The organism is Pedobacter sp. Leaf176 (genome assembly GCF_001424305.1).
Lineage (GTDB): Bacteria > Bacteroidota > Bacteroidia > Sphingobacteriales > Sphingobacteriaceae > Pedobacter.
The window spans coordinates 86,319-105,738 of sequence record NZ_LMPD01000007.1 but is presented as its reverse complement, the minus strand read 5'-3'; the positions used below and the strand labels follow the sequence as shown (position 1 = coordinate 105,738).

Genomic DNA, 19,420 nt, shown 5'->3' with positions numbered 1-19,420 from the left:
CTTCAGCCACTATTTAGTTAGATTATTTTGAGGTAAAACGGTAAGTCTCCGTCCTTCTTTCAGTTCAAACTTGATGTTTCCTGTTTTTTCGAGCATCTTTAATACTTCAGATAACCTTGATTTCCTAGGAACCATGCCATTATACCGCTTATCCGGAACATTAGCATAGTCTATTTTGATGTCATACCACCTTTCCAACTGATTAAGAATAATTTTTAACTCTGAATCGTTGAATTGAAAGAGACCATTTTTCCAGGCCGTTTCATCGGCAGTATCAACACCTGTGGCAATCTTAATTGCTGCGTGCTTTCCGGTACCGGTTATCGCCTGTTCCCCGGGTCTCAACATCTTTGAAAACTTTGCATTGCTTACCAGTACACTGCCTTCAAGCAAGGTTGTTTTAATTGTGCTGTCGTCTAAATAGCTGTTTATATTGAAATGGGTTCCGAGCACTTCTACTGTCTGATTCTGACTTTGAACACGAAAAGGCATTGATTTATTTTTGGCAACTTCAAAGTATGCTTCGCCGGTAAGTTCAACCAAGCGTTGGTTGCCTGTAAATACTTCCGGATACCTCAATGAGGACGCTGCATTTAACCAAACTTTCGTCCTGTCTGGTAGAACAACCTGGTATTGACCACCATTTGGAGTGGAAATGGAATTATATGCAATATTTCCATTCTCTTTTAAAACCTTATTGTTTAAAATTGTGTAAACCAGCTGACCATTTTTCTCTTTCGAAATTCTGATGCCGTCTTGATCGCTTATGTCAGAAGATGTGTTATCATCCAATACCACCTTAGATCCATCAGCCAATGTTAATATTGCCTTGTTTGTGCCAGGCAAAATATCCAGGTTCTTTTTTTCAATTTGAGACAGACCGGGAAAACGATTAGAATTGTGAACCTGGAAATAGAAAACTCCAAATACAATAGCCAATACCGCCGCTGCCGATATGTATTTAAATAAAGGTGCTATTCTTGACTTTCCAGCTGATTCTATTTTCGCTTGGATGGCTTTGAAGTTCGATTCTTCAAAAGCTTTTATTTCCTTTGCGGGATTTGAATCCCCAGCCTTCTCGCCAAGAAATTTATAGTATTCTTCAATAAATGTTATCTCATCGGCATTTGCTTTGCCAGATAAGTAACGCTCAACAATTTTTTCTAAATCTTTTCGACTTTGAAACGAACTCATTTTTCCGGTTTTTATATACTATGTACCGGAAGTCAGAAAATGTCCCAAAAAAAATATGTTAAATGTGCAATTTAAAGAAAAAATTACCTGAGAAACGCGGAATATAGTGAAAATAGCCACAAAAATAAATGTGTCAGTCTAAATTTCAAAGCATGTGTCGCCGTAGTTATCTGATTTTGTACCGTCTTTTGAGAAATATTCAACTGAATTGAAATTTTTGCCGTAGATAAACCTTCAAAATAATGGAGTAAAAATATTTTTCGTCTTTTTTTCGGCAAGGCTTTGATAAAAAGTTCAATTAAAACACGCGCCTCTTTTTCTAATAAGGCGCCATCCGTCTGTAAAGGCGAAATTAACTTATCCTCAAATACTTTATTAAAAGAGTTGTTACGACTGTTTTTATAGAGATGCTTTAAAACCTGAAATCGTACCGCAGTATGCAAATAGGCTAAGGGTTTCTGTAAATCGAGTTCGCCTTTTCTATTCCACAAATCAGCAAAAACATTTTGAATAACATCCTGACATTTTTCTTTTTCGGGTAAGCGTTTATACGCTGCATTGTAAAGTTCGGCCCAATGAAGCTTGTAGATTTTGCTAAATGCGCCCTCATCTCCCTCCCTTAATAAGTTGAAGAGGTAAACATCGTTTTCACTATTTCTGTTGGCATCCAAATTCAGGCTATTAGGAAACCAAACATAATCATTTTAAGTACTTTTAGCAATACCTTCTGATGAGAACTGAAGATCGTATAGTTTTTTGTAATAGCCATTTAACCTCAGCAACTGCTGATGTGTCCCTTCCTCTTTAATTTCACCTTTATCAAGCACAATAATCCGATTTGCTTTTTGTATGGTTGATAACCTATGGGCAATAACGATTGAGGTCCTGCCTTCCATTAAATTATCGATGGCTTTCTGAATCAGTAATTCTGTTTCAGTATCAACCGATGACGTCGCTTCATCCAAAACCAAAATCGCCGGATTGTGTACCAGGGCCCGGATAAATGAAATCAATTGTGCCTGCCCGGCAGAAAGGGTAGCACCACGTTCCATAACATTGTACTGATAACCGCCAGGCAAACGTTCTATGAAATCGTGGGCACCCACTTTTTTAGCAGCATCCACAACTTCTTCAATCTTTATGTCGGCATTATTCAGGGTGATGTTATTCAAAATCGTATCTGAAAAAAGAAAAACGTCTTGGAGGACTGTAGCGATATGGCTTCGCAAATAATCGAGTTGAAAGTCGTGGATATCAATTCCATCGATTGTTATTTCACCTTTTTTCACCTCGTAGAAACGGTTTAAAATGTTTATCGTCGATGATTTTCCTGCACCTGTGGCACCAACCAGGGCTACGGTTTCGCCTGCTCTAACTTCAAAAGTTAAGTCTTTGAGCACATAATTCTCTTCGTTGTATGCGAACCAAACATTCTTGAATTCGATATCACCCTTTAACTTTACAGGTTTTAAAATTCCTGAATCGGGCGTCCGTTCATCGGTATCTAAAACTTTAAATACACGTTCGGCACCAACCATCCCCATTTGAAGCGTATTAAACTTATCTGCCAACTGGCGGATAGGCGTATAAACCATACCAAGATAAATGATAAATTGTGTTATGGTTCCGGGTGTAACACCAACCGGGTTTGAAAGAATGCTGTTCGCACCAAACCATATTAATAAACCCAGAGACATTGCAGAAATCAACTCTACAACCGGAAAAAAGATAGAATAATACCAGTTTGAACGAATGTTGGCATCACGGTAGCGTTTATTAATCGCGTAAAATTTTTTGTATTCTTGGCGTTCCCTGGCAAAGTATTGTACAATAGAAACACCCGTAATGTGTTCCTGCAAAAAGGTATTCAGGTTGGAAACCTCATTCCTGATCTCCTGGAAAGCGACTTTAATGGCTTTTTGAAACTTACGAGTCGCCAGAATTAACAATGGAACCGGCAAAAGCACCACAAGACTCAATTTCCAATCGGTATAAAGCATTACCACAATGATTACAATGACCTGCAGGGTATCGCCAATCATCGAAATTAAACCCTCAGAGAAGATGTCGGCAATGGTTTCCAAATCAGATACGGTTCTGGTAATTAATTGGCCAATAGGTGTTTTATCGAAAAATTTCAATCTAAGTTTTGTGATGTGGTTGAAAACGTTGATTCGCAAATCACGGATGACCGATTGCCCCAAAGTATTGGTCAGCAAAGTATGATTATACTGAATTAAGGTTTGAAGCAACAACATGAAAATCATTAAAATCGTCATGTTTACCAAACCCGAATATTTCCCGGTAAGAATATAGTTATCTAAAGTGTATTTAATCAAAAACGGACGGACCGGCGAAATTGCAGCCAGTAAAATTGTTAAAATAACCGACCATACAAAAACAGCACGGTAAGGCTTTACGTATTGAAAAATACGTTTCAGCAATCCTGTGTTATATACTTCGCCTGTTACTGCCATGCTTATGGTTTAAGGTGTAAGGTTTAGGTATAAGGCCTTGCACCGTCTTAAAAATTTTAAATTATACTAGCTTTTTTTTGTAATTCACTTTTTCTTTAGCGGTCGCCGCACCCTCCACCTTAATCCCTTCCGCCTTCTACCTTATATAAGGGTATTCTACTTTCACTAAATACAAACCACAGGCAGGTACCGATTGCCCGGCTTTGCTTCTGTTCTTACTATCAATTATATCTATAAAACCTTCAATATCAATTTCTTTTTTACCCACGAGAACCATCGTACCCACAATTGCCCGAACCATATTTCTGAGGAAGCGATCGGCCTCGATTGTGAAAACCAACCCATCGTTTAATTCCTCAAATACCGCTTTAGTGATTTTACAGTTATTGGTAAATGTTTGCGTGTTCGATTTACTAAAACAAGAAAAATCAGTAAAATTTAACAAAGCCTGCGCCGCCTGGTTCATTAAGTTTACATCCAATTTATCCTTTAAGAGCCAGGAACGATTGAGTTTAAAAGGATCTTTTTGGAAATGAATATAGTATTTATAAGCTCTTGCGGTCGCATCGAACCTGGCATGAGCATCATCAGCAACAGCGATAATTTTTTTCGCGGCAATCTGGTAAGGCAGCATCGCGTTTATACCTGCAACAGCATGAAGAACTTTGGATTCTTCCAATTCATCTATGTCGAAATGCGCGTAAAAATCAGTTGCATGCACCCCCGCATCGGTCCTGCCACAGCCTAAAGTTTCGATGGGCTGCCTGAAAAAAGTAGACATGGCTTTATCCAGCAGCTCCTGAACAGTTACCGCATTAGGTTGGACTTGCCAGCCATGATATAAGCTGCCATCATAAGCTATTTGTATGAAATACCTTTTTTTACTCAAAGTGATGCAAAAATACTTTTTCCTTTTAATTTAAAGCAAAAGCACCTCACATTTCTTGGTAATAAAATTAAGGCTTCGCAGCATTGCGCTCAACAAAATTCCAATCATTATCATAGAAACCGGCTAATTTAATCCCTTTTACACCCTGCTTTGATAAATCAGAAGAAAAAATCATATAATCCGGAAAGCCGCTCCCGCCTGCAAAATATTGATTTGCATAGGCTGATTTCATTCCAGTAACACCAGTACTTGCTACAACGCCAATTAAGTGTTTGTTATCTTTTTGCGGCCAGATATAGTATGCGCCCAGGTTATCTCCTTTCCAGGTATTGCCGCCTACTGTAATTTGAACGTTTGTTACTCTTATAGGACAATCTTTTAACAAATTTGCCCATGCTGCATTGTTGTCGGCGTTACCATAAAGAATAATATTACGTCCGTTATATTTTGATGACGAAAACTCTTTATCTGTAATCACATCAACTGCTCCGTTGCCTCTATAATACCAGCTTTCTGCGTCATACTTAGCTTTATTCATATTCACCGAACTGGCTTCTACACCACCATTTGTGCCCACTACAAATACCATATTGTGATTAAAAGCTTCCTTAAAAGTACCTGATCGGCCAGGTTTTTTCTCCCGCTGGTTAACGCCTGGAATTATTTTCCATAACTGATCGGTTTTTTTAAGAAACAAGGAGTCATGATCTGTTTTCGTAATGTAATCCAGCGTTGATAAACCATCCAATTTAATGCTTATTTTTTGATTGGCATTAAAATCAGCTAAAGACAATTTTAAGACCGTAACATTTTCAGTTTTACCGGTTATAGCGGGTTGCTTTTTATCCCTATCCAATACGATACGACTGTATTTTAATGGCTCTGCTTGCTGATAAATAGTGGCCCAGCGGTAGCTTGCAGAAATCCCCGGACTGGAAGTTATAAAATCGATGTGGTTTACAGCGGTGTCGGCAGCAATGGAATGCCATTTAAAAAAATTAAATAATGGCGGCCAATCCACGCTTTGATCTCCAAACCAATGTTCTCCGCCAGGGTACTCATAGTAGCTGAAATCACTGTGAAAATCAGAAAGCATTTTTTTCATTTGCCTGGCATAACTAACAGGAACTACCCTATCGGCATCGCCATGCAATATGTATACACCCAAAGATTTGTAATTTTCAACGAGCTTCGGAACATCACTCTGGTTACCTGCCCGAAGCAGCATTTGCTCTAATATATTTTTACTGCTGTCCGGAATCTTTCCATCAGCAGAACCGTAGTCTTTAAGTGATGCATAACCTGCTGCAGGAGCAATTGCAGCCCATTTATCGGGATAAGTTGCGCCTAAGAACCAGGTTCCGTGTCCACCCATAGAATGCCCCGTGAGGTAAACTTGCTGTTCAGCTGGTTTAAATTGCTTTTTTGCTAAGCCCAAAACTTCAAGTGCATCTTGTCTGCCCCAATCTTCCCAGTTAAAACCTCTTGGCCTGCGGTTTGTTGCAGCAACCACGGTGCCCCAGTCTTTCGATCGATAGGCCCTAGCCTGCCCGATTGCTTCCACTCCGGCGCCGTGAACAGAAAGGAATAATGCAGAATTCGCTTTCCAGCCGCCAAGTTGGGGCGTAACAGCAAAATATTGTAAACTGCCATCGATGTTACTTACAAACGTTTGTTTGTAACTTGATGATGCTTCCAATGCTTCAATAATGATAGTTTTTCGATCTGCTACGGTTTTTCCATTCATCAGCTGAACTTCCAGATTGTAACTGCCGGGCTTTGTTACAGCATTTGCGTCAAACTCAAAGATTACCTTACGCATACTCAATTTTCCAATACGTGCAACGGCTATACGACGTTCCACGCCATTCAGAATGGTATTGAAATACAAATTCCCAAGATCAGATAACGAGGAATTGCTTACCGTTAAAGCACCTTTCAATATTTTTTCAGATTGATTGATAATAATACTTGGAGATGTGACGTCGTCGGTATGGATGAGCAGCTTTTTATCATTTAAAATAAGCATCGGCAAGATGGTAGCCCCTCTTATGAAAAGCTGATTTTCACCTTTTTTCAACTGTACCGGAATATTCATATAACCAGAGGCATACGGATCGCCCATGTGTGGAACACCATTAAAAAACAAACTGTTGCCTCCAACCACATTCAAAATTGCGGTTTGTTCTTTTGGAGATGTATAACTAAGATAAATATAATCCGAGCCCCTATCTACGCTCCCAGGATTTAAAAATGGATTATTCGTTGTTTGTGTGCCCCTTCTTGAAAATGCCCTGAAACGACCTTTTTCATCAGCTGCAATAGCTTTCCAAAGTACTTGCTTCCCATCCTCGCCTGTTGTAAACACTCCATTTTCTTTGGGGTTGTGGAGCTGTCCGCCAGCCATTTGCCAGGCAAGCAAATCGGTATATATCGCTTCTCGCCCATATCGGCTACCGCTGGCAACGGTTAAAGCTTTTTCAAATTTAAGTGTATCCTGAGCAATTGCTCCTGTTGCAACAAGCAATGCGACAAGGAAAGGTAAATACTTTGACATAAATCGATTTATTAGAAATAAAGTAGCCTTTTTGTAATTCAAATGACCTAGCAGCAGAACTGTTATAGTGAATTAAATATGGCAGTAAAAATTTCCTATTATTTTTATAGTGTGAGTGGAAAACCAAATATATTAAAACTTATTAGTTTATGACAAAATTGAAAAATTGTTTTTTCAAGGTCGAAATAGAATTCCTATAATTGTTTATTATTTAATAATTAACATGATACAACGCGTACAATCTATCTGGCTTTTACTGGCAGCAATTGTCTTAATTTTAATGCTGTTTTTACCTGTTGCTACCAAAAATGCTGGGGCTGAAACATCAGAATTATATACCAATGGTTTACTGAAAACAGTTACCGGTAAATCAGGAACGGTTTTAACAATGAACACATTTTTGCCTCTTTTAATTACAAACATTGCCGTGGCAATTATGTGCCTTGCAAACATCTTTAACTTCAAAAAAAGAAGTTTACAAAAGCGAGTTATCCTATTTACAATTGCGGCAATTGGCGGTTTTGCCTTTTGGTGTAGTGTTTACGCTAAACAACTTCCCGGTGGTGTTGAAGGTGCAAGTTTTGGGATTGGCGCTTATATGCCTGCATTAGCCATCTTGTTCTGCGTGCTGGCAATTTTCGGTATTAACAAAGATGAAAGATTGATACGATCTGCCGAAAGGTTGAGGTAACTGATTAATTTTATTATGAAGAATTTTACGCTATCTGCAACTCAAAGTCAGGAATTACTTGCTGTGCTAAAAGCCCGTTTCGAAAATAACCTGAACCGCCATGAAGGATTGGATTGGCTGAATGTACAATCTAAGTTAGAAGCCAATCCCAACAAACTCTGGATTCTCAATGAAATGGAAGAAACCGGTGGTGAACCGGATGTTGTTGATTTTGATGAAAAAAACGGAGCATATCTCTTTTTCGATTGTGCCGCCGAAAGTCCCAAAGGACGCAGAAGTTTGTGTTATGACGCCCTGGCACTCGCTTCAAGAAAAGAAAACAAGCCAAAAGATAGTGCAATTAATTTAGCCAACGAATGGGGCGTTGAGCTTTTGACTGAAAAACAATACCATTATCTGCAACAATTTGGCAAATTCGATAATAAGACTTCGAGCTGGATTAAAACACCCGACGACATTAGAAAATTGGGTGGCGCATTGTTTTGCGATTATCGCTATGGAAAAGTCTTCACCTACCATAACGGTGCAGAGTCTTATTATTCGGCAAGGGCTTTCAGAGCTTGTTTAAGCGTTTGATTTTTTAAACAATGATTGCCAAATACCTATCCTTCAGCATTTCAATTGCATTTATATCATGGATTGTTGGGATGTTAATCAATGCTTTTCTAAGAAAAACTGATTTTTATGCTAAATACTTAAACCACCTTAATTTTATTAAAAGTGAAACCCTGAATAAAGTGATCGGAATGCACTTTTTTAAATGGGTCGTAAAAAACACGTTTTTCAAGTTTTTCAATCAAAAGCTTAAAGTTAAAAATAAGGTTGAAAAATCTGATCTGGTTAAATTACGTGCTGAAATGACAACATCTGAAATTGATCATTTAATAGCATTTATTTTCGTAACTTGTTTTGCACTGGGCGCATTTTATAATTTCAAATTTAAATCTGCTGGCATAATGATGCTTATAAACGTTTTCATGAACCTATATCCATCTTTACTGCAGCAGGAGAACAAAAGACGAATAGATAAATTCATAAATAAATTTTAGCATTTTTATGTTGAAAACTCTGGTATCAATATGAATGACGAAATCAAATCTTATAACAACGGCCAGGCCCCTTCTGATAAAGCTGTTTGTGATTTACTGGCGGATACAATTGACACTGAACTAAATGAAGCCGAAAGTAAAATCTGGCATGCTCATCCGGTTTGGTTTTTAGATGGGAACCCGGTTGCAGGTTATAGTAAAGAAAAAAATGGCATAAGATTAATGTTTTGGAGCGGTGCAGATTTTGACGAGGAAAGCTTAGATGTTAAAGGAGCAAAATTTAAAGATGCTTCAATATTTTATAACGAAATGGCCGCAATTGATTTAACAACATTAAAACGCTGGCTGCAAAAATCAAAAACCATACAATGGGATTATAAAAATATTGTTAAAAGAAAGGGGAAATTAGAACGCATACGATGAACGTAACACCAGAACACAACGAAAAAATAGCCAGAATGACTTTTTCATCGGTTTACCCGCATTACGTAACAAAAGTGGAGAAAAAAGGAAGGACTGTTGAAGAGTTGCACCAGGTGATTACCTGGTTAACCGGCTATAATGAGGAACAACTCCAAAAACTCATCAACCAGAAAACTACGTTCAAAGATTTTTTTGAGCAAGCCACAATAAACCCGAACGCGCACCTGATTACAGGCGTAATTTGTGGTTATAGAATTGAGGAAATTGAGTATCCGCTAACCAAACAAGTACGGTATTTAGATAAACTGGTTGATGAACTCGCCAAAGGCAAAAAGATAGATAAAATTTTAAGGGTTGGATAAGGCTTAAAAATGAGTTTCATAATTTGAGGTACAGGGTTGCGGCAGACTTGCTGAATTCGACCGACTACTAAACCAATAAGATTTTTTAAATCTCATAGGTTACCTTTATTTAATTAATCGGCAATTTGCATTATATCTATCATCTATTTCCCGCTTCCCATTTACACCTTCTCTTTCTTCCTTATTTTCAAATATTTAGCTTTAAAAACTATTTACTTAACCATCAGTAAAATACGGAAAATTAACCGTACCTTTGCGGCTTAAATAAATAAAAGACGAATGACAAACCCATTTCAATTATTGGGGATAAGTGATGACGTCGTTAATGCCGTAAAGGACCTTGGATTTGAAACTCCAACGCCTATTCAGGAGCAAAGTATTCCTGTACTGTTAGAAGGCACTAATGATTTTGTTGGTTTGGCCCAAACAGGAACAGGAAAAACAGCCGCATTTGGTTTGCCGCTGTTAGAACTAATCGATTTTAAAGTAACAAAACCGCAGGCATTGATTTTATGCCCTACGCGAGAATTGTGCTTGCAAATTGCTAACGACCTTAAAAACTTTTCTAAAAACGTTGCTAATGCCCACGTTGTTGCCGTTTACGGTGGCGCGAACATTATGCAACAACTACGCGAAATACGCCAAGGCGTGCAAATCGTAGTGGCCACGCCCGGCCGAATGTTGGATATCATTGGCCGTAAAGCCATCGATTTTTCAAATGTTAAATATGTTGTGCTTGATGAAGCTGACGAAATGTTAAACATGGGTTTCCAGGATGACATTAACGATATTCTATCAACCACACCTGATGACAAAAAAACCTGGTTATTCTCGGCAACAATGCCTGCAGAAGTTCGCCGTATAGCTAAAAACTATATGGATAACCCTGTTGAATTAACTATGGGCACAAAAAACACTGGTAACGTTAACATTGAACACGAATACTACATCGTTCGTGCCCGTGATAAATACGCTGCCTTAAAACGTATAGTAGATTTCAACCCTGAAATTTTTGCTGTTGTATTTTGTAAAACCAAATTGGATACACAAGATGTTGCTGAGCATTTAATTAAAGATGGTTACAACGCGGATGCCCTACACGGCGATTTATCGCAACAACAACGCGATAAAGTGATGCAACGTTTCCGCGAGCGTAACATGCAGTTGTTAATCGCTACTGATGTTGCTGCGCGTGGTATTGATGTAAACAACGTAACACACGTAATCAATTACTCTTTACCTGATGAAATTGAAAGTTATACCCACCGTTCAGGCCGTACTGGTCGTGCTGGTAAAACAGGTATTTCTATCTGTATCATCAATTCTAAAGAATTAGGTAAAATCCGTCAACTGGAACGCATTATTGGTAAACAATTTACCAAAGCGGAATTACCTACAGGATTTGATGTTTGCGAAAAACAATTATTCTCATTGGTACATAAAGTACATAATGTAGAAGTTAATGTAGAGCAAATTGATCAATACATTCCTCGCATCATGGATGAATTTAAAGATTTATCTAAAGAAGATGTAATCAAACGTTTCGCTTCATTAGAGTTTAACCGTTTCTTAGATTATTATTCTAAAGCACCTGATTTAAATGCAGCGGTTGGCGATGATCGTGGCGAAAGAGGTGAACGCGGCGAAAGACGCGGACGCGGTAGCGAAGGCTATACACGTTTGTTCATAAACCTGGGTTCGGTAGATGAATTTACCCGTGGTGATATGTTATCTTTTATTTGCAACAATGGTAAAATTGCTGGCAAAAGCGTTGGTAAGATTGATTTAAAAGGTGTTTTCTCTTTCTTTGAAGTAGAAGATGATGTTGCGGATAAAGTTTTCGAAGGATTCAAATCGGTAGAATTTAATGGTCGCCAGGTTCGCATTGAAAAAAGCGGAGATGGTGGTCGTGGTGAAGGCGCAGGTGAAAGACGCGGCGGCGGTGAAAGACGTAGCGGTGGTTTTGGCGGCGAACGCAGAAGCAGTGGTGGCGGTGGTTATCGTGGCGGAAGCGGCGGTGGTGACAGAAGAAGTTCTGGCGGTAGCGGTCGTAGAGAAGGTGGAAGTCGTGAAGGCGGAAATGCTGGTGGCGGCTTCAGAGATTTCTCTGGTCGTAGCCGTGATGAAAAAGGTGGAAGCAGAGAAGGTGGAAGCGGACGCAGAGAAGGCGGAAGCGGCGAACGTCGCAAAAAATGGTAAATCACTAAAACCAAATATTTTAGAAGCCGTTCCCGATCAAATCGGGAGCGGCTTTTTTGTTTATGTAATTTCCAGTAGAAGCCGTTAGACAAGAAATATACTCATCTTCATTACTGTCGACACCAGTCGACCACAGATCCAAGTTATCCAATTCACATTATTCTTAATTCGAATTATGGTTTATATTTACCTATAAATCATTAAAAAATGTTAACCCGAAAAACGCTAATTTTCCTCCTCTTATCCCTCACCTACACTAACCTTAAAGCACAACAAAATAAACCAGATGAAAAAATGGGTTGGTTTGCTGATGCAAAACTGGGAATTTTTATCCACTGGGGCATTTATGCTGTAAACGGAGTTTCAGAATCATGGTCATTCTACAACAATTACTTAAACCACGATGCTTATATGCAGCAGCTCAATGGCTTCAGTGCATTAAAATATAATCCTCAGGAATGGGTAAAATTGATTAAAGAAAGTGGAGCCAAATACGCGGTAATCACCACAAAACATCATGATGGCGTTGCACTTTGGGATAGCAAAGCTGCTGGTGCAACTACAACCGTAAAAAATAGTGCATCAAAAAAAGATCTGATCACTCCTTTTGTAAATAACTTAAAGATGGCTGGATTAAAGACAGGTCTGTATTTTTCGCTACCCGATTGGAGTTACCCTGATTACGATATTTTTACCCGGGAAAAGAAACGCTATGATTTTAAAAAAAATCCAAAACGCTGGAATACTTTTTTAAACTATTATCAAACCCAGCTTAAAGAGCTTTCTAACCAGTTTAAACCAGATTTATTATGGTTTGATGGCGATTGGGAACATACCGCCGATGAGTGGCAAACCGAGAAGGTTAGCACATTGCTTAAATCCGAAAACCCACATATCATCATCAACTCCAGGCTGGATAAACGTGGAGATTATGAAACACCCGAGCAAGGTGTGCCTGTTGTTAGACCGGCTTCAAAATATTGGGAACTGTGCTATACCATGAACGATTCCTGGGGTTTCCAACCGTATGATCAGCATTACAAATCGTCTAACATTATTATTAGAACACTGGTCGATTGCATCAGCATGGGTGGAAATTTATTGTTGGATATCGGTCCGAAAGCCGATGGTACAATTGCACCCGAACAGGTTCAAATTCTTAAAGATTTGGGGCGCTGGACTAACAAATATGCAGAAGCAATTTATGAAACACAAGCCGGCATCCCTGAGAGACATTTTGCCGGAAAAACTTCATTATCAAAGGACAGAAAAACTTTGTTTCTCTACATAGATTATAAAACAAATCAGGGAATAAGACTCAAAGGCATAAAATCGAATGTAAAAAGTATGCAATTAATAGGAGGTAAAGCGGTAAAATATACAAAAATTGACGATTTAGAATACCTATTGAACGTTTCTCCTAATGATTCTGACCAGGACGTGACCGTGGTCAAGGTAAATTTTGAAGCACCCATCATCCTCGCTGAAGCTGGTAATGAAAATATTTCCATAGAAGATTTATTTAGCGTACACACCAAACTGGATTTATCCACATACAAGCTTCAAAAACTTTCCAGTGTTTTAGATAAAGGAAATAATATTTTTAATACAACCAATCTTACTGCTGATGGGATGAATTTTAATGCGCAGGTAAAGCCACTGGATCAAAAAGTGAACAACTGGGTTAGCAAACATGCAGAGGCTTTACACAAAACCATTGCAGGAATACCCGAAGGACATTATCCAGGCAAAACAGTTTTATCCGCAGATAAGCAAACATTATATTTATTCGTAGAAGGGCAACCAACCGGCCCGATTGCTATTAAAGGTTTAGAAAATAACATCAGCCGCATTAGAATTGTGGGCGAAGGCACTATGTTGAATCACGAGGTATACAATAAATTATATTGGAGTAAAGTGCCTGGCATTGTTTATATCGATATTCCAAAGGATAAGCTTGACGATAGGCTGACTGTAATTGCTGTGCTGTTAGATGGCCCGATAAAGTTATATAGGGAAAACATTAGCGCAATTGAAAGTAACTTGTAATTATTTAACTATTGTAAAATAGTAGTTCGACTTTACAAATGTTCTTAAATTGCATTACTTTCGCTAATTATGCAGGCAAAATATATTTCCTATCAGGAAACTGGCTCTTTTTCAAAACTGGTTTTGGATTACATCAACGATGAAGAAGAGCTTAGGCCTTTCTACAGTTATCGTCCTGATATGGATGGTTTAGCCCAGGCAATAGAAAACAGGAATTTTTTAGGAGATCGAAACATTCTGGCCGAGGTTCTGAAAAATCAATATCGGCACATTCAAACCAATAAATCGGTATCGAAAAACATCGAACTTCTAGCTTCTGAAAATACTTATACGGTAACTACGGGCCATCAGCTTAATCTTTTTACCGGTCCTTTATATTTCATTTACAAGATAGTTACTGCAATAAATCTGGCCATCGAGTTAAAGATGGCCCATCCTGATAAAAACTTTGTGCCTATTTATTGGATGGCCACAGAAGATCATGATTTTGACGAAATCAATCACGTTAGCGTAGATGAAAAAAATATCAGCTGGATACAAACAACCAATGGCGCTACAGGCAGATTGAGTACTAAAACTGTTGCTGCAGCAGTAACCGCTTACAAGGGCTATTTGGGCATCTCTAAAAATGGAAAACATATAGCTAAGGTGGTAGAAAAAGCTTACCTGGAACATGATAACCTGGCAGATGCCACACGTTATCTGGTGAACAATTTATTCGAGAAATACGGTTTGGTAATCGTGAATGCGGATGAACCGGCCTTAAAAAACATCTTTGCCAGCGTGATAGCGGATGACGTGAGGCAGCATAATAGCGCTAAAAACATCGGCTCAACCTCCAATCAGCTTGAGGAAAAGGGCTACAAAACACAAGTGAACGGCAGGGACATCAATTTTTTTTATCTCAAAGTTGATTTACGGGAACGATTAATTTTTGAAGACGGGAAATATCTTGTCAATCATACTGACATCAGTTTTACTGAAGATGAGCTTTTAGCAGAAATCGCATCGAATCCCGAACGGTTTAGTCCGAATGTGGTGATGCGTCCAATGTACCAGGAGGTTATTCTTCCAAACATCGCTTACATTGGCGGGGGCGCCGAAGTTGCTTACTGGATGCAGTTAAAGGCAAATTTCGACTATTATAAAGTCGATTTCCCGGTCCTGCTACTTCGTAATTCGGCCTTATTGATTGATAAACGAAGTGCTGAAAACCTGTACAATTTAGGTTTCGCTTTAGAAGATATCTTTTTACCAGTTGAGGAATTGAAAAACATATGGGTTAGAAGAAACTCTACGGCACAATTGCTTCTGGCAGATGAAACAAGAGCTATCAACAGTATCTTCGACCAAATAAAGCTTAATGCTTATAAGATTGACAAGACTCTTTCCATTTCGACAGACACGGCAAAACAAAAAACGAACCATCTTCTAGCCAACCTGGAAAAAAAATTATTCAGGGCCGAAAAACGAAAGCATAAAACTGCGTTAATTCAGATTGAAAATGTTAAGAAAAGGCTTTTCCCAAACGGCACTTTACAGGAACGGGTTTTAAACATCGCGCCAATGTATGTAAATTATGGTGAGGATTTTCTTTCTTCATGTATAGAAAATTTCGAACCTCTGGGCGGGGATTTTACTCTACTTTTACCGTAAAAAGACTAAAGCAGAAAGATAAAAGACCAAAGCGGAATAGACGACAAACTGTCTTGATACTTGCTACTTAATACTTGATACTAAAAATGAACTTCATAACTTTCACCGAATCCAAGCTCAGAACTTTTACTTACAACGTTTTTAAAAAAATGGGTTGTTCTGATGAACATGCCGAACTTGCAACCGACGTTTTAATTCGCTCAGATTTACGTGGAATTGATTCCCATGGCGTGGCCCGCTTAAGTGGCTATGTCCGGTTATGGGAAAAGAAAAGAATTAATGCAACGCCAGATATTAGAGTTGTTCATGAAACACCTACAACAGCAACAGTTGATGGGGATGCGGGCTTAGGTTTAGTTGTAGCTCCATTTGCGATGAAAGTGGCTATAGAGAAAGCCGAAAAATATGGCAGCGGCTGGGTCTCAGTTAAAAATTCGAATCACTTTGGCATTGCTGGATACCATGCTTTAATGGCTGTAGAAAAAGATATGATTGGTATCAGCATGACGAATGCAAGTCCGCTTGTTGCGCCAACTTATGCCAACGAGCGCTTGTTAGGAACTAACCCAATGTGCTATGCATTTCCTGCGGGAAAATATCCGCCGGTTATCGTAGATATGGCTACCGCTGCTGCTGCAAACGGTAAGTTAGAGATTGCACAACGGGCAAATAAAAGCATTCCTGATGGCTGGGTTCAGGATAATAACGGAGAAGTTTCTACTGATCCAAATGAATTAAAAAATGGTGGATCACTCTTACCTTTGGGCAGCGATAAAGATCATGGAAGCCATAAGGGATATGGTTTAAGTGCTACAGTTGATATTTTATCAGCAGTACTTTCCGGCGCAAATTACGGGCCTTGGGTACCACCGTTTGTGGCCTTTTTGGAACCTTCCGCAAATCCTGTTGGCGAAGGATTGGGCCATTTTCTAGGCGCCATGCGTATTGACGGCTTTCGGCCTGCGGCAGACTTTAAAAATCATTTAGATAATTGGATAGAGCGCTTCAAAAGTGCGAAAACCGTAGATGCCGATAAAAAGGTAATTATACCGGGCGAACCGGAACATAAATTTGAGCAAGAAAGAAAAGTCAGCGGAATTCCATTAATAGATGTGGTGGTAAACGACTTAAATGAACTGGCTGATAAATTAGGGATTGAAGGTTTAAAATAATACCGATTATTTTTCGATTGTCAGGTTTGCTTTCAGTTGCAAATCCTTACTGGATGAACCAATCATAATTCTGAAATCTCCAGGTTCAATCACCCATACCAGGTCCTTGTTAAGCATCATAAAAGCTTCTGGTGTTAGTTCAAAAAGAACCTCCTTTTCTTCACCCGCTTTAAGATAAATACGCTTAAAGTTTTTTAATGCTAAAACGGGTTGCGAAACGCTGGCTAAAATGTCGCGAACATACAGCTGTACTGCTTCTGTTCCATCATATTTGCCATCATTTTTAAGTTTAAATCGTAGCACAAGTTTCTCGCCCACTTTAATCTTATTCTTTTCCAATCGCAAATCACTGTACCTATAGCTAGTATAACTTAAACCATAACCAAATGGAAATAGCGCTTCGCCACTTAAATTATTATAATCATCACCTCTTCCGGTTGGTTTGTGATTGTATACCAAAGGCAATTGCGCCTCATTTACAGGATATGTTATTGGTAGTTTACCAGATGGATTAGAATCGCCGAACAAAGTTTCCGCAACTGCAGTTCCACCTGCTTCACCAGGATACCAAACATTCAAAATTGCCGGCACATCCTCAATCCAGTTCTGCATATTTATTGCACTTCCACCAACCAATAAAACGACTACAGGCTTACCTGTTTTTGCCATTTCCTTAATCAGGTATTCCTGGTTTCCAGGCAAATTAAGCATTGCCCTGTCTAAAAACTCACCTTCTTTTATACCAGCTGCAATTACGATAACATCTGCTTTCTTGGCTAATTCTTTTGCTTTTTCAATTTCTAAAACCGTTTTATCTTCTACAGCATAATTCCAGATCAATTTAATATGGGCATTCCCTTTAGGCTCCCTAAACTCTATTTTGATTGGGTAAGATTTATTGGCTTCGAAGTCAAAGTCCACCAGCCTGGCATGATAAGAACTCTTATCCCATTGGTCGACAAGCAATTTATCGTTTATAAACAATCGGTAACCATCATTTCCTTCCAACCCAATTTTATAGGTCCCAGATTTCGGAATTTTAACATCCCCCTCCCACCTCACAGAATAGTTGTCGGTTGTTAATTTTTCATTTGGGGAATAAAGCGTCCACATGAAATCTAATTGTTTATCAATTCTATTCAGAACTGGTTTTCCTGATAAATCAATTGAATTAAAATATGCCCCGGATAAGCCTTTCTTATTATTCGATGAAAGAAAAGAAGAATCTATTACAACATAATTTTTTGTGTTACGAAAGCTGCCCTGTGTATAATTTACAATTGAATTTTTCGCGCTTGTTTTTATGCCATCCAGAATACTGATATTACCTTTTCCAGTTCCGCTGTAACCACCTAAACGTGCTTCAGTTGCATCTTCACCTAATACTAAAATATTCGATGGACGCTTTAATGGCAAAATCTGTTTGTTGTTTTTGAGCAACACGAATGACTCTAAAGCCGCTTTCTTTACAAGTTTTTTATTAGAAAAATCGGTTAGGGAAGCCTTCGCATCGGCTTCAGAAACATAAGGATTTTCGAATAGGCCCAATTCAAATTTTGCCCGTAAAACTCTGGAAACAGCATCGTCAATTCTTTCCTGAGGGATACTGCCATCTAAAAATGGCGGTATAAAAAGCTTGTAATGTTCGTATTCAACCTGAAAAATAACATCTAAGCCTCCGTTTAAAGCTTGCACCGTAGATTCCTTATAATTATTTGCCGTATTATGGAGCACATTGGCGCCGCCAACCGCACCGGCGTCTGAAATTACAAATCCTTTGAAGCCCCATTTCTTTTTTAAAACATCCGTCAAGAGCCAGTAATTTGATGTTGCAGGCGTACCATCTACGCTATTGTAAGAAGTCATAACCGAGCGTATTTTTGCCCTTTCAACGGCATCTTTAAACGCAGGGAAATGAATTTCTTCTAGAAATCTTTCATTTTTTTCAATCGGATAACTATCCCGGCCGCCATCTCCCACGTTAGCGATAAAATGCTTTGGTGTAACCACCACATTTTCCCGCTCGATAGCATTCATAAATGCATGCCCCATTACGGTCGTTAGATAGGAATCTTCACCGTAAGTTTCCTCGGTTCTTCCCCAACGTACATCATCGGCTATATTAATAACAGGCGCCAAAACATCTCGGATTCCTCTTATTTTTGCTTCTTTTGCAATCGACTTGCCTATTTCGGCCATCATTAAAGTGTCAAAGCTGGCCGCCAAGCCAATTGACTGAGGAAAAGCTGTTGCACCTTGTCTCACCAAACCGTGTAAGGCCTCATCGAAAACGAGCATGGGGATGCCAAGCCTGGTTTCTTTTACAAAATAACGCTGAAGCTGATTTACTTTTTTGGCCAGTGTAAAAGCATTTTCTGTTGTATTGTAACTCAACATTTGTTGGGCTTCACCAGCACCACCAGATTGTGCACTAATTTGCAGCCCAAAAACTCCGTTCTTATACTGACCATTGTTAATCCCATTAACATCACCCGGAACCATAAATAACTGCCAGAATTTCTCTTCAGGCGTCATCCTTGATAAGAGATCTTTTATTCTATCATCTACACTGATTTTTGAGTTTTTATACTTCGCCTGCGATGTAGGTTTATCGCCAATGTTCTGAGCAAATAAATTATTATTTAGTACGAAAGTACTTAACAGGATGATGACATTTCGAAAATTCATTTTATCATTTTAGG

General features: G+C 38.8%; 15 protein-coding genes. 9 read left to right on the top strand and 6 right to left on the bottom strand.

The genetic code is table 11. From position 1 onward, the window contains the following. Positions 1 to 9: 9 nt before the first annotated feature. The 5 genes from ASF92_RS19335 to ASF92_RS19315 form a co-directional block, all read right to left on the bottom strand. Positions 10 to 1,194 carry a FecR family protein gene (locus ASF92_RS19335; RefSeq protein ID WP_056097321.1) on the bottom strand — a complete coding sequence of 395 codons (1,185 nt, stop codon included), beginning with the start codon at positions 1,192 to 1,194 and terminating at the stop codon, positions 10 to 12. A gap of 83 nt (positions 1,195 to 1,277) precedes the next feature. Further along, a complete protein-coding gene (locus tag ASF92_RS19330) occupies positions 1,278 to 1,865 on the bottom strand; it encodes an RNA polymerase sigma factor (RefSeq protein WP_056097319.1) in 588 nt (195 codons plus the stop codon). A 33-nt stretch (positions 1,866 to 1,898) separates the two neighbouring features. Further along, entirely contained in the window at positions 1,899 to 3,671 is a 1,773-nt protein-coding gene (locus ASF92_RS19325; protein WP_056097315.1) for an ABC transporter ATP-binding protein, read from the bottom strand. 136 nt (positions 3,672 to 3,807) lie between these two features. Then, positions 3,808 to 4,560: a tRNA pseudouridine(38-40) synthase TruA gene (gene truA / locus ASF92_RS19320; protein ID WP_157263988.1), complete on the bottom strand. Its 753-nt coding sequence runs from the start codon at positions 4,558 to 4,560 to the stop codon at positions 3,808 to 3,810. 67 nt (positions 4,561 to 4,627) lie between these two features. Continuing rightward, entirely contained in the window at positions 4,628 to 7,117 is a 2,490-nt protein-coding gene (locus ASF92_RS19315) for a prolyl oligopeptidase family serine peptidase (RefSeq protein ID WP_056097310.1), read from the bottom strand. Between the two features lie 223 nt (positions 7,118 to 7,340). On the opposite strand from ASF92_RS19315, the gene ASF92_RS19310 reads away from it, so the two are divergent. The 9 genes from ASF92_RS19310 to ASF92_RS19270 all read left to right on the top strand — a co-directional run bounded on the left by ASF92_RS19310 (position 7,341) and on the right by ASF92_RS19270 (position 16,718). Continuing rightward, entirely contained in the window at positions 7,341 to 7,808 is a 468-nt protein-coding gene (locus tag ASF92_RS19310) for a DUF4293 domain-containing protein (RefSeq protein WP_056097307.1), read from the top strand. 15 nt (positions 7,809 to 7,823) lie between these two features. Then, positions 7,824 to 8,384 (top strand): DUF4256 domain-containing protein, encoded by a 561-nt coding sequence (locus tag ASF92_RS19305; protein WP_056097305.1) that lies wholly within the window; start codon positions 7,824 to 7,826, stop codon positions 8,382 to 8,384. An 11-nt stretch (positions 8,385 to 8,395) separates the two neighbouring features. Then, positions 8,396 to 8,857 carry a hypothetical protein gene (locus ASF92_RS19300; RefSeq protein ID WP_056097303.1) on the top strand — a complete coding sequence of 154 codons (462 nt, stop codon included), beginning with the start codon at positions 8,396 to 8,398 and terminating at the stop codon, positions 8,855 to 8,857. 30 nt (positions 8,858 to 8,887) lie between these two features. After that, positions 8,888 to 9,280 (top strand): DUF1801 domain-containing protein, encoded by a 393-nt coding sequence (locus ASF92_RS19295; RefSeq protein WP_056097301.1) that lies wholly within the window; start codon positions 8,888 to 8,890, stop codon positions 9,278 to 9,280. Then, positions 9,277 to 9,642 carry a DUF2200 domain-containing protein gene (locus ASF92_RS19290; RefSeq protein ID WP_056097300.1) on the top strand — a complete coding sequence of 122 codons (366 nt, stop codon included), beginning with the start codon at positions 9,277 to 9,279 and terminating at the stop codon, positions 9,640 to 9,642. The genes ASF92_RS19295 and ASF92_RS19290 overlap by 4 nt, the downstream gene beginning before the upstream one ends. 279 nt (positions 9,643 to 9,921) lie before the next feature. Further along, positions 9,922 to 11,841, top strand: coding sequence for a DEAD/DEAH box helicase (locus ASF92_RS19285; RefSeq protein WP_056097297.1), 1,920 nt, complete (start codon positions 9,922 to 9,924; stop codon positions 11,839 to 11,841). Positions 11,842 to 12,048: 207 nt separating this feature from the next. Continuing rightward, positions 12,049 to 13,890 carry an alpha-L-fucosidase gene (locus ASF92_RS19280; protein WP_056097294.1) on the top strand — a complete coding sequence of 614 codons (1,842 nt, stop codon included), beginning with the start codon at positions 12,049 to 12,051 and terminating at the stop codon, positions 13,888 to 13,890. Between the two features lie 69 nt (positions 13,891 to 13,959). Next, positions 13,960 to 15,546 carry a bacillithiol biosynthesis cysteine-adding enzyme BshC gene (gene bshC, locus ASF92_RS19275; protein ID WP_056097292.1) on the top strand — a complete coding sequence of 529 codons (1,587 nt, stop codon included), beginning with the start codon at positions 13,960 to 13,962 and terminating at the stop codon, positions 15,544 to 15,546. An 86-nt stretch (positions 15,547 to 15,632) separates the two neighbouring features. Further along, positions 15,633 to 16,718 carry an Ldh family oxidoreductase gene (locus tag ASF92_RS19270; protein ID WP_056097290.1) on the top strand — a complete coding sequence of 362 codons (1,086 nt, stop codon included), beginning with the start codon at positions 15,633 to 15,635 and terminating at the stop codon, positions 16,716 to 16,718. 6 nt (positions 16,719 to 16,724) lie between these two features. Here the strand turns inward: ASF92_RS19270 and ASF92_RS19265 are convergent, their stop codons facing one another. Further along, complete coding sequence (locus tag ASF92_RS19265) at positions 16,725 to 19,406, bottom strand: glycoside hydrolase family 3 N-terminal domain-containing protein (protein WP_056097288.1); 2,682 nt, start codon at positions 19,404 to 19,406, stop codon at positions 16,725 to 16,727. Positions 19,407 to 19,420 lie beyond the last annotated feature (14 nt).

Coding starts and splice junctions, on each gene's coding strand:
- ASF92_RS19325 (WP_056097315.1), bottom strand. CDS start 3,671: ATGGCAGTAACAGGCGAAGTATATAACACAGGATTGCTGAAACGTATT.
- ASF92_RS19310 (WP_056097307.1), top strand. CDS start 7,341: ATGATACAACGCGTACAATCTATCTGGCTTTTACTGGCAGCAATTGTC.
- ASF92_RS19335 (WP_056097321.1), bottom strand. CDS start 1,194: ATGAGTTCGTTTCAAAGTCGAAAAGATTTAGAAAAAATTGTTGAGCGT.
- ASF92_RS19315 (WP_056097310.1), bottom strand. CDS start 7,117: ATGTCAAAGTATTTACCTTTCCTTGTCGCATTGCTTGTTGCAACAGGA.
- ASF92_RS19290 (WP_056097300.1), top strand. CDS start 9,277: ATGAACGTAACACCAGAACACAACGAAAAAATAGCCAGAATGACTTTT.
- ASF92_RS19295 (WP_056097301.1), top strand. CDS start 8,888: ATGAATGACGAAATCAAATCTTATAACAACGGCCAGGCCCCTTCTGAT.
- ASF92_RS19270 (WP_056097290.1), top strand. CDS start 15,633: ATGAACTTCATAACTTTCACCGAATCCAAGCTCAGAACTTTTACTTAC.
- ASF92_RS19300 (WP_056097303.1), top strand. CDS start 8,396: ATGATTGCCAAATACCTATCCTTCAGCATTTCAATTGCATTTATATCA.
- ASF92_RS19265 (WP_056097288.1), bottom strand. CDS start 19,406: ATGAATTTTCGAAATGTCATCATCCTGTTAAGTACTTTCGTACTAAAT.
- ASF92_RS19280 (WP_056097294.1), top strand. CDS start 12,049: ATGTTAACCCGAAAAACGCTAATTTTCCTCCTCTTATCCCTCACCTAC.
- ASF92_RS19305 (WP_056097305.1), top strand. CDS start 7,824: ATGAAGAATTTTACGCTATCTGCAACTCAAAGTCAGGAATTACTTGCT.
- bshC (WP_056097292.1), top strand. CDS start 13,960: ATGCAGGCAAAATATATTTCCTATCAGGAAACTGGCTCTTTTTCAAAA.
- ASF92_RS19285 (WP_056097297.1), top strand. CDS start 9,922: ATGACAAACCCATTTCAATTATTGGGGATAAGTGATGACGTCGTTAAT.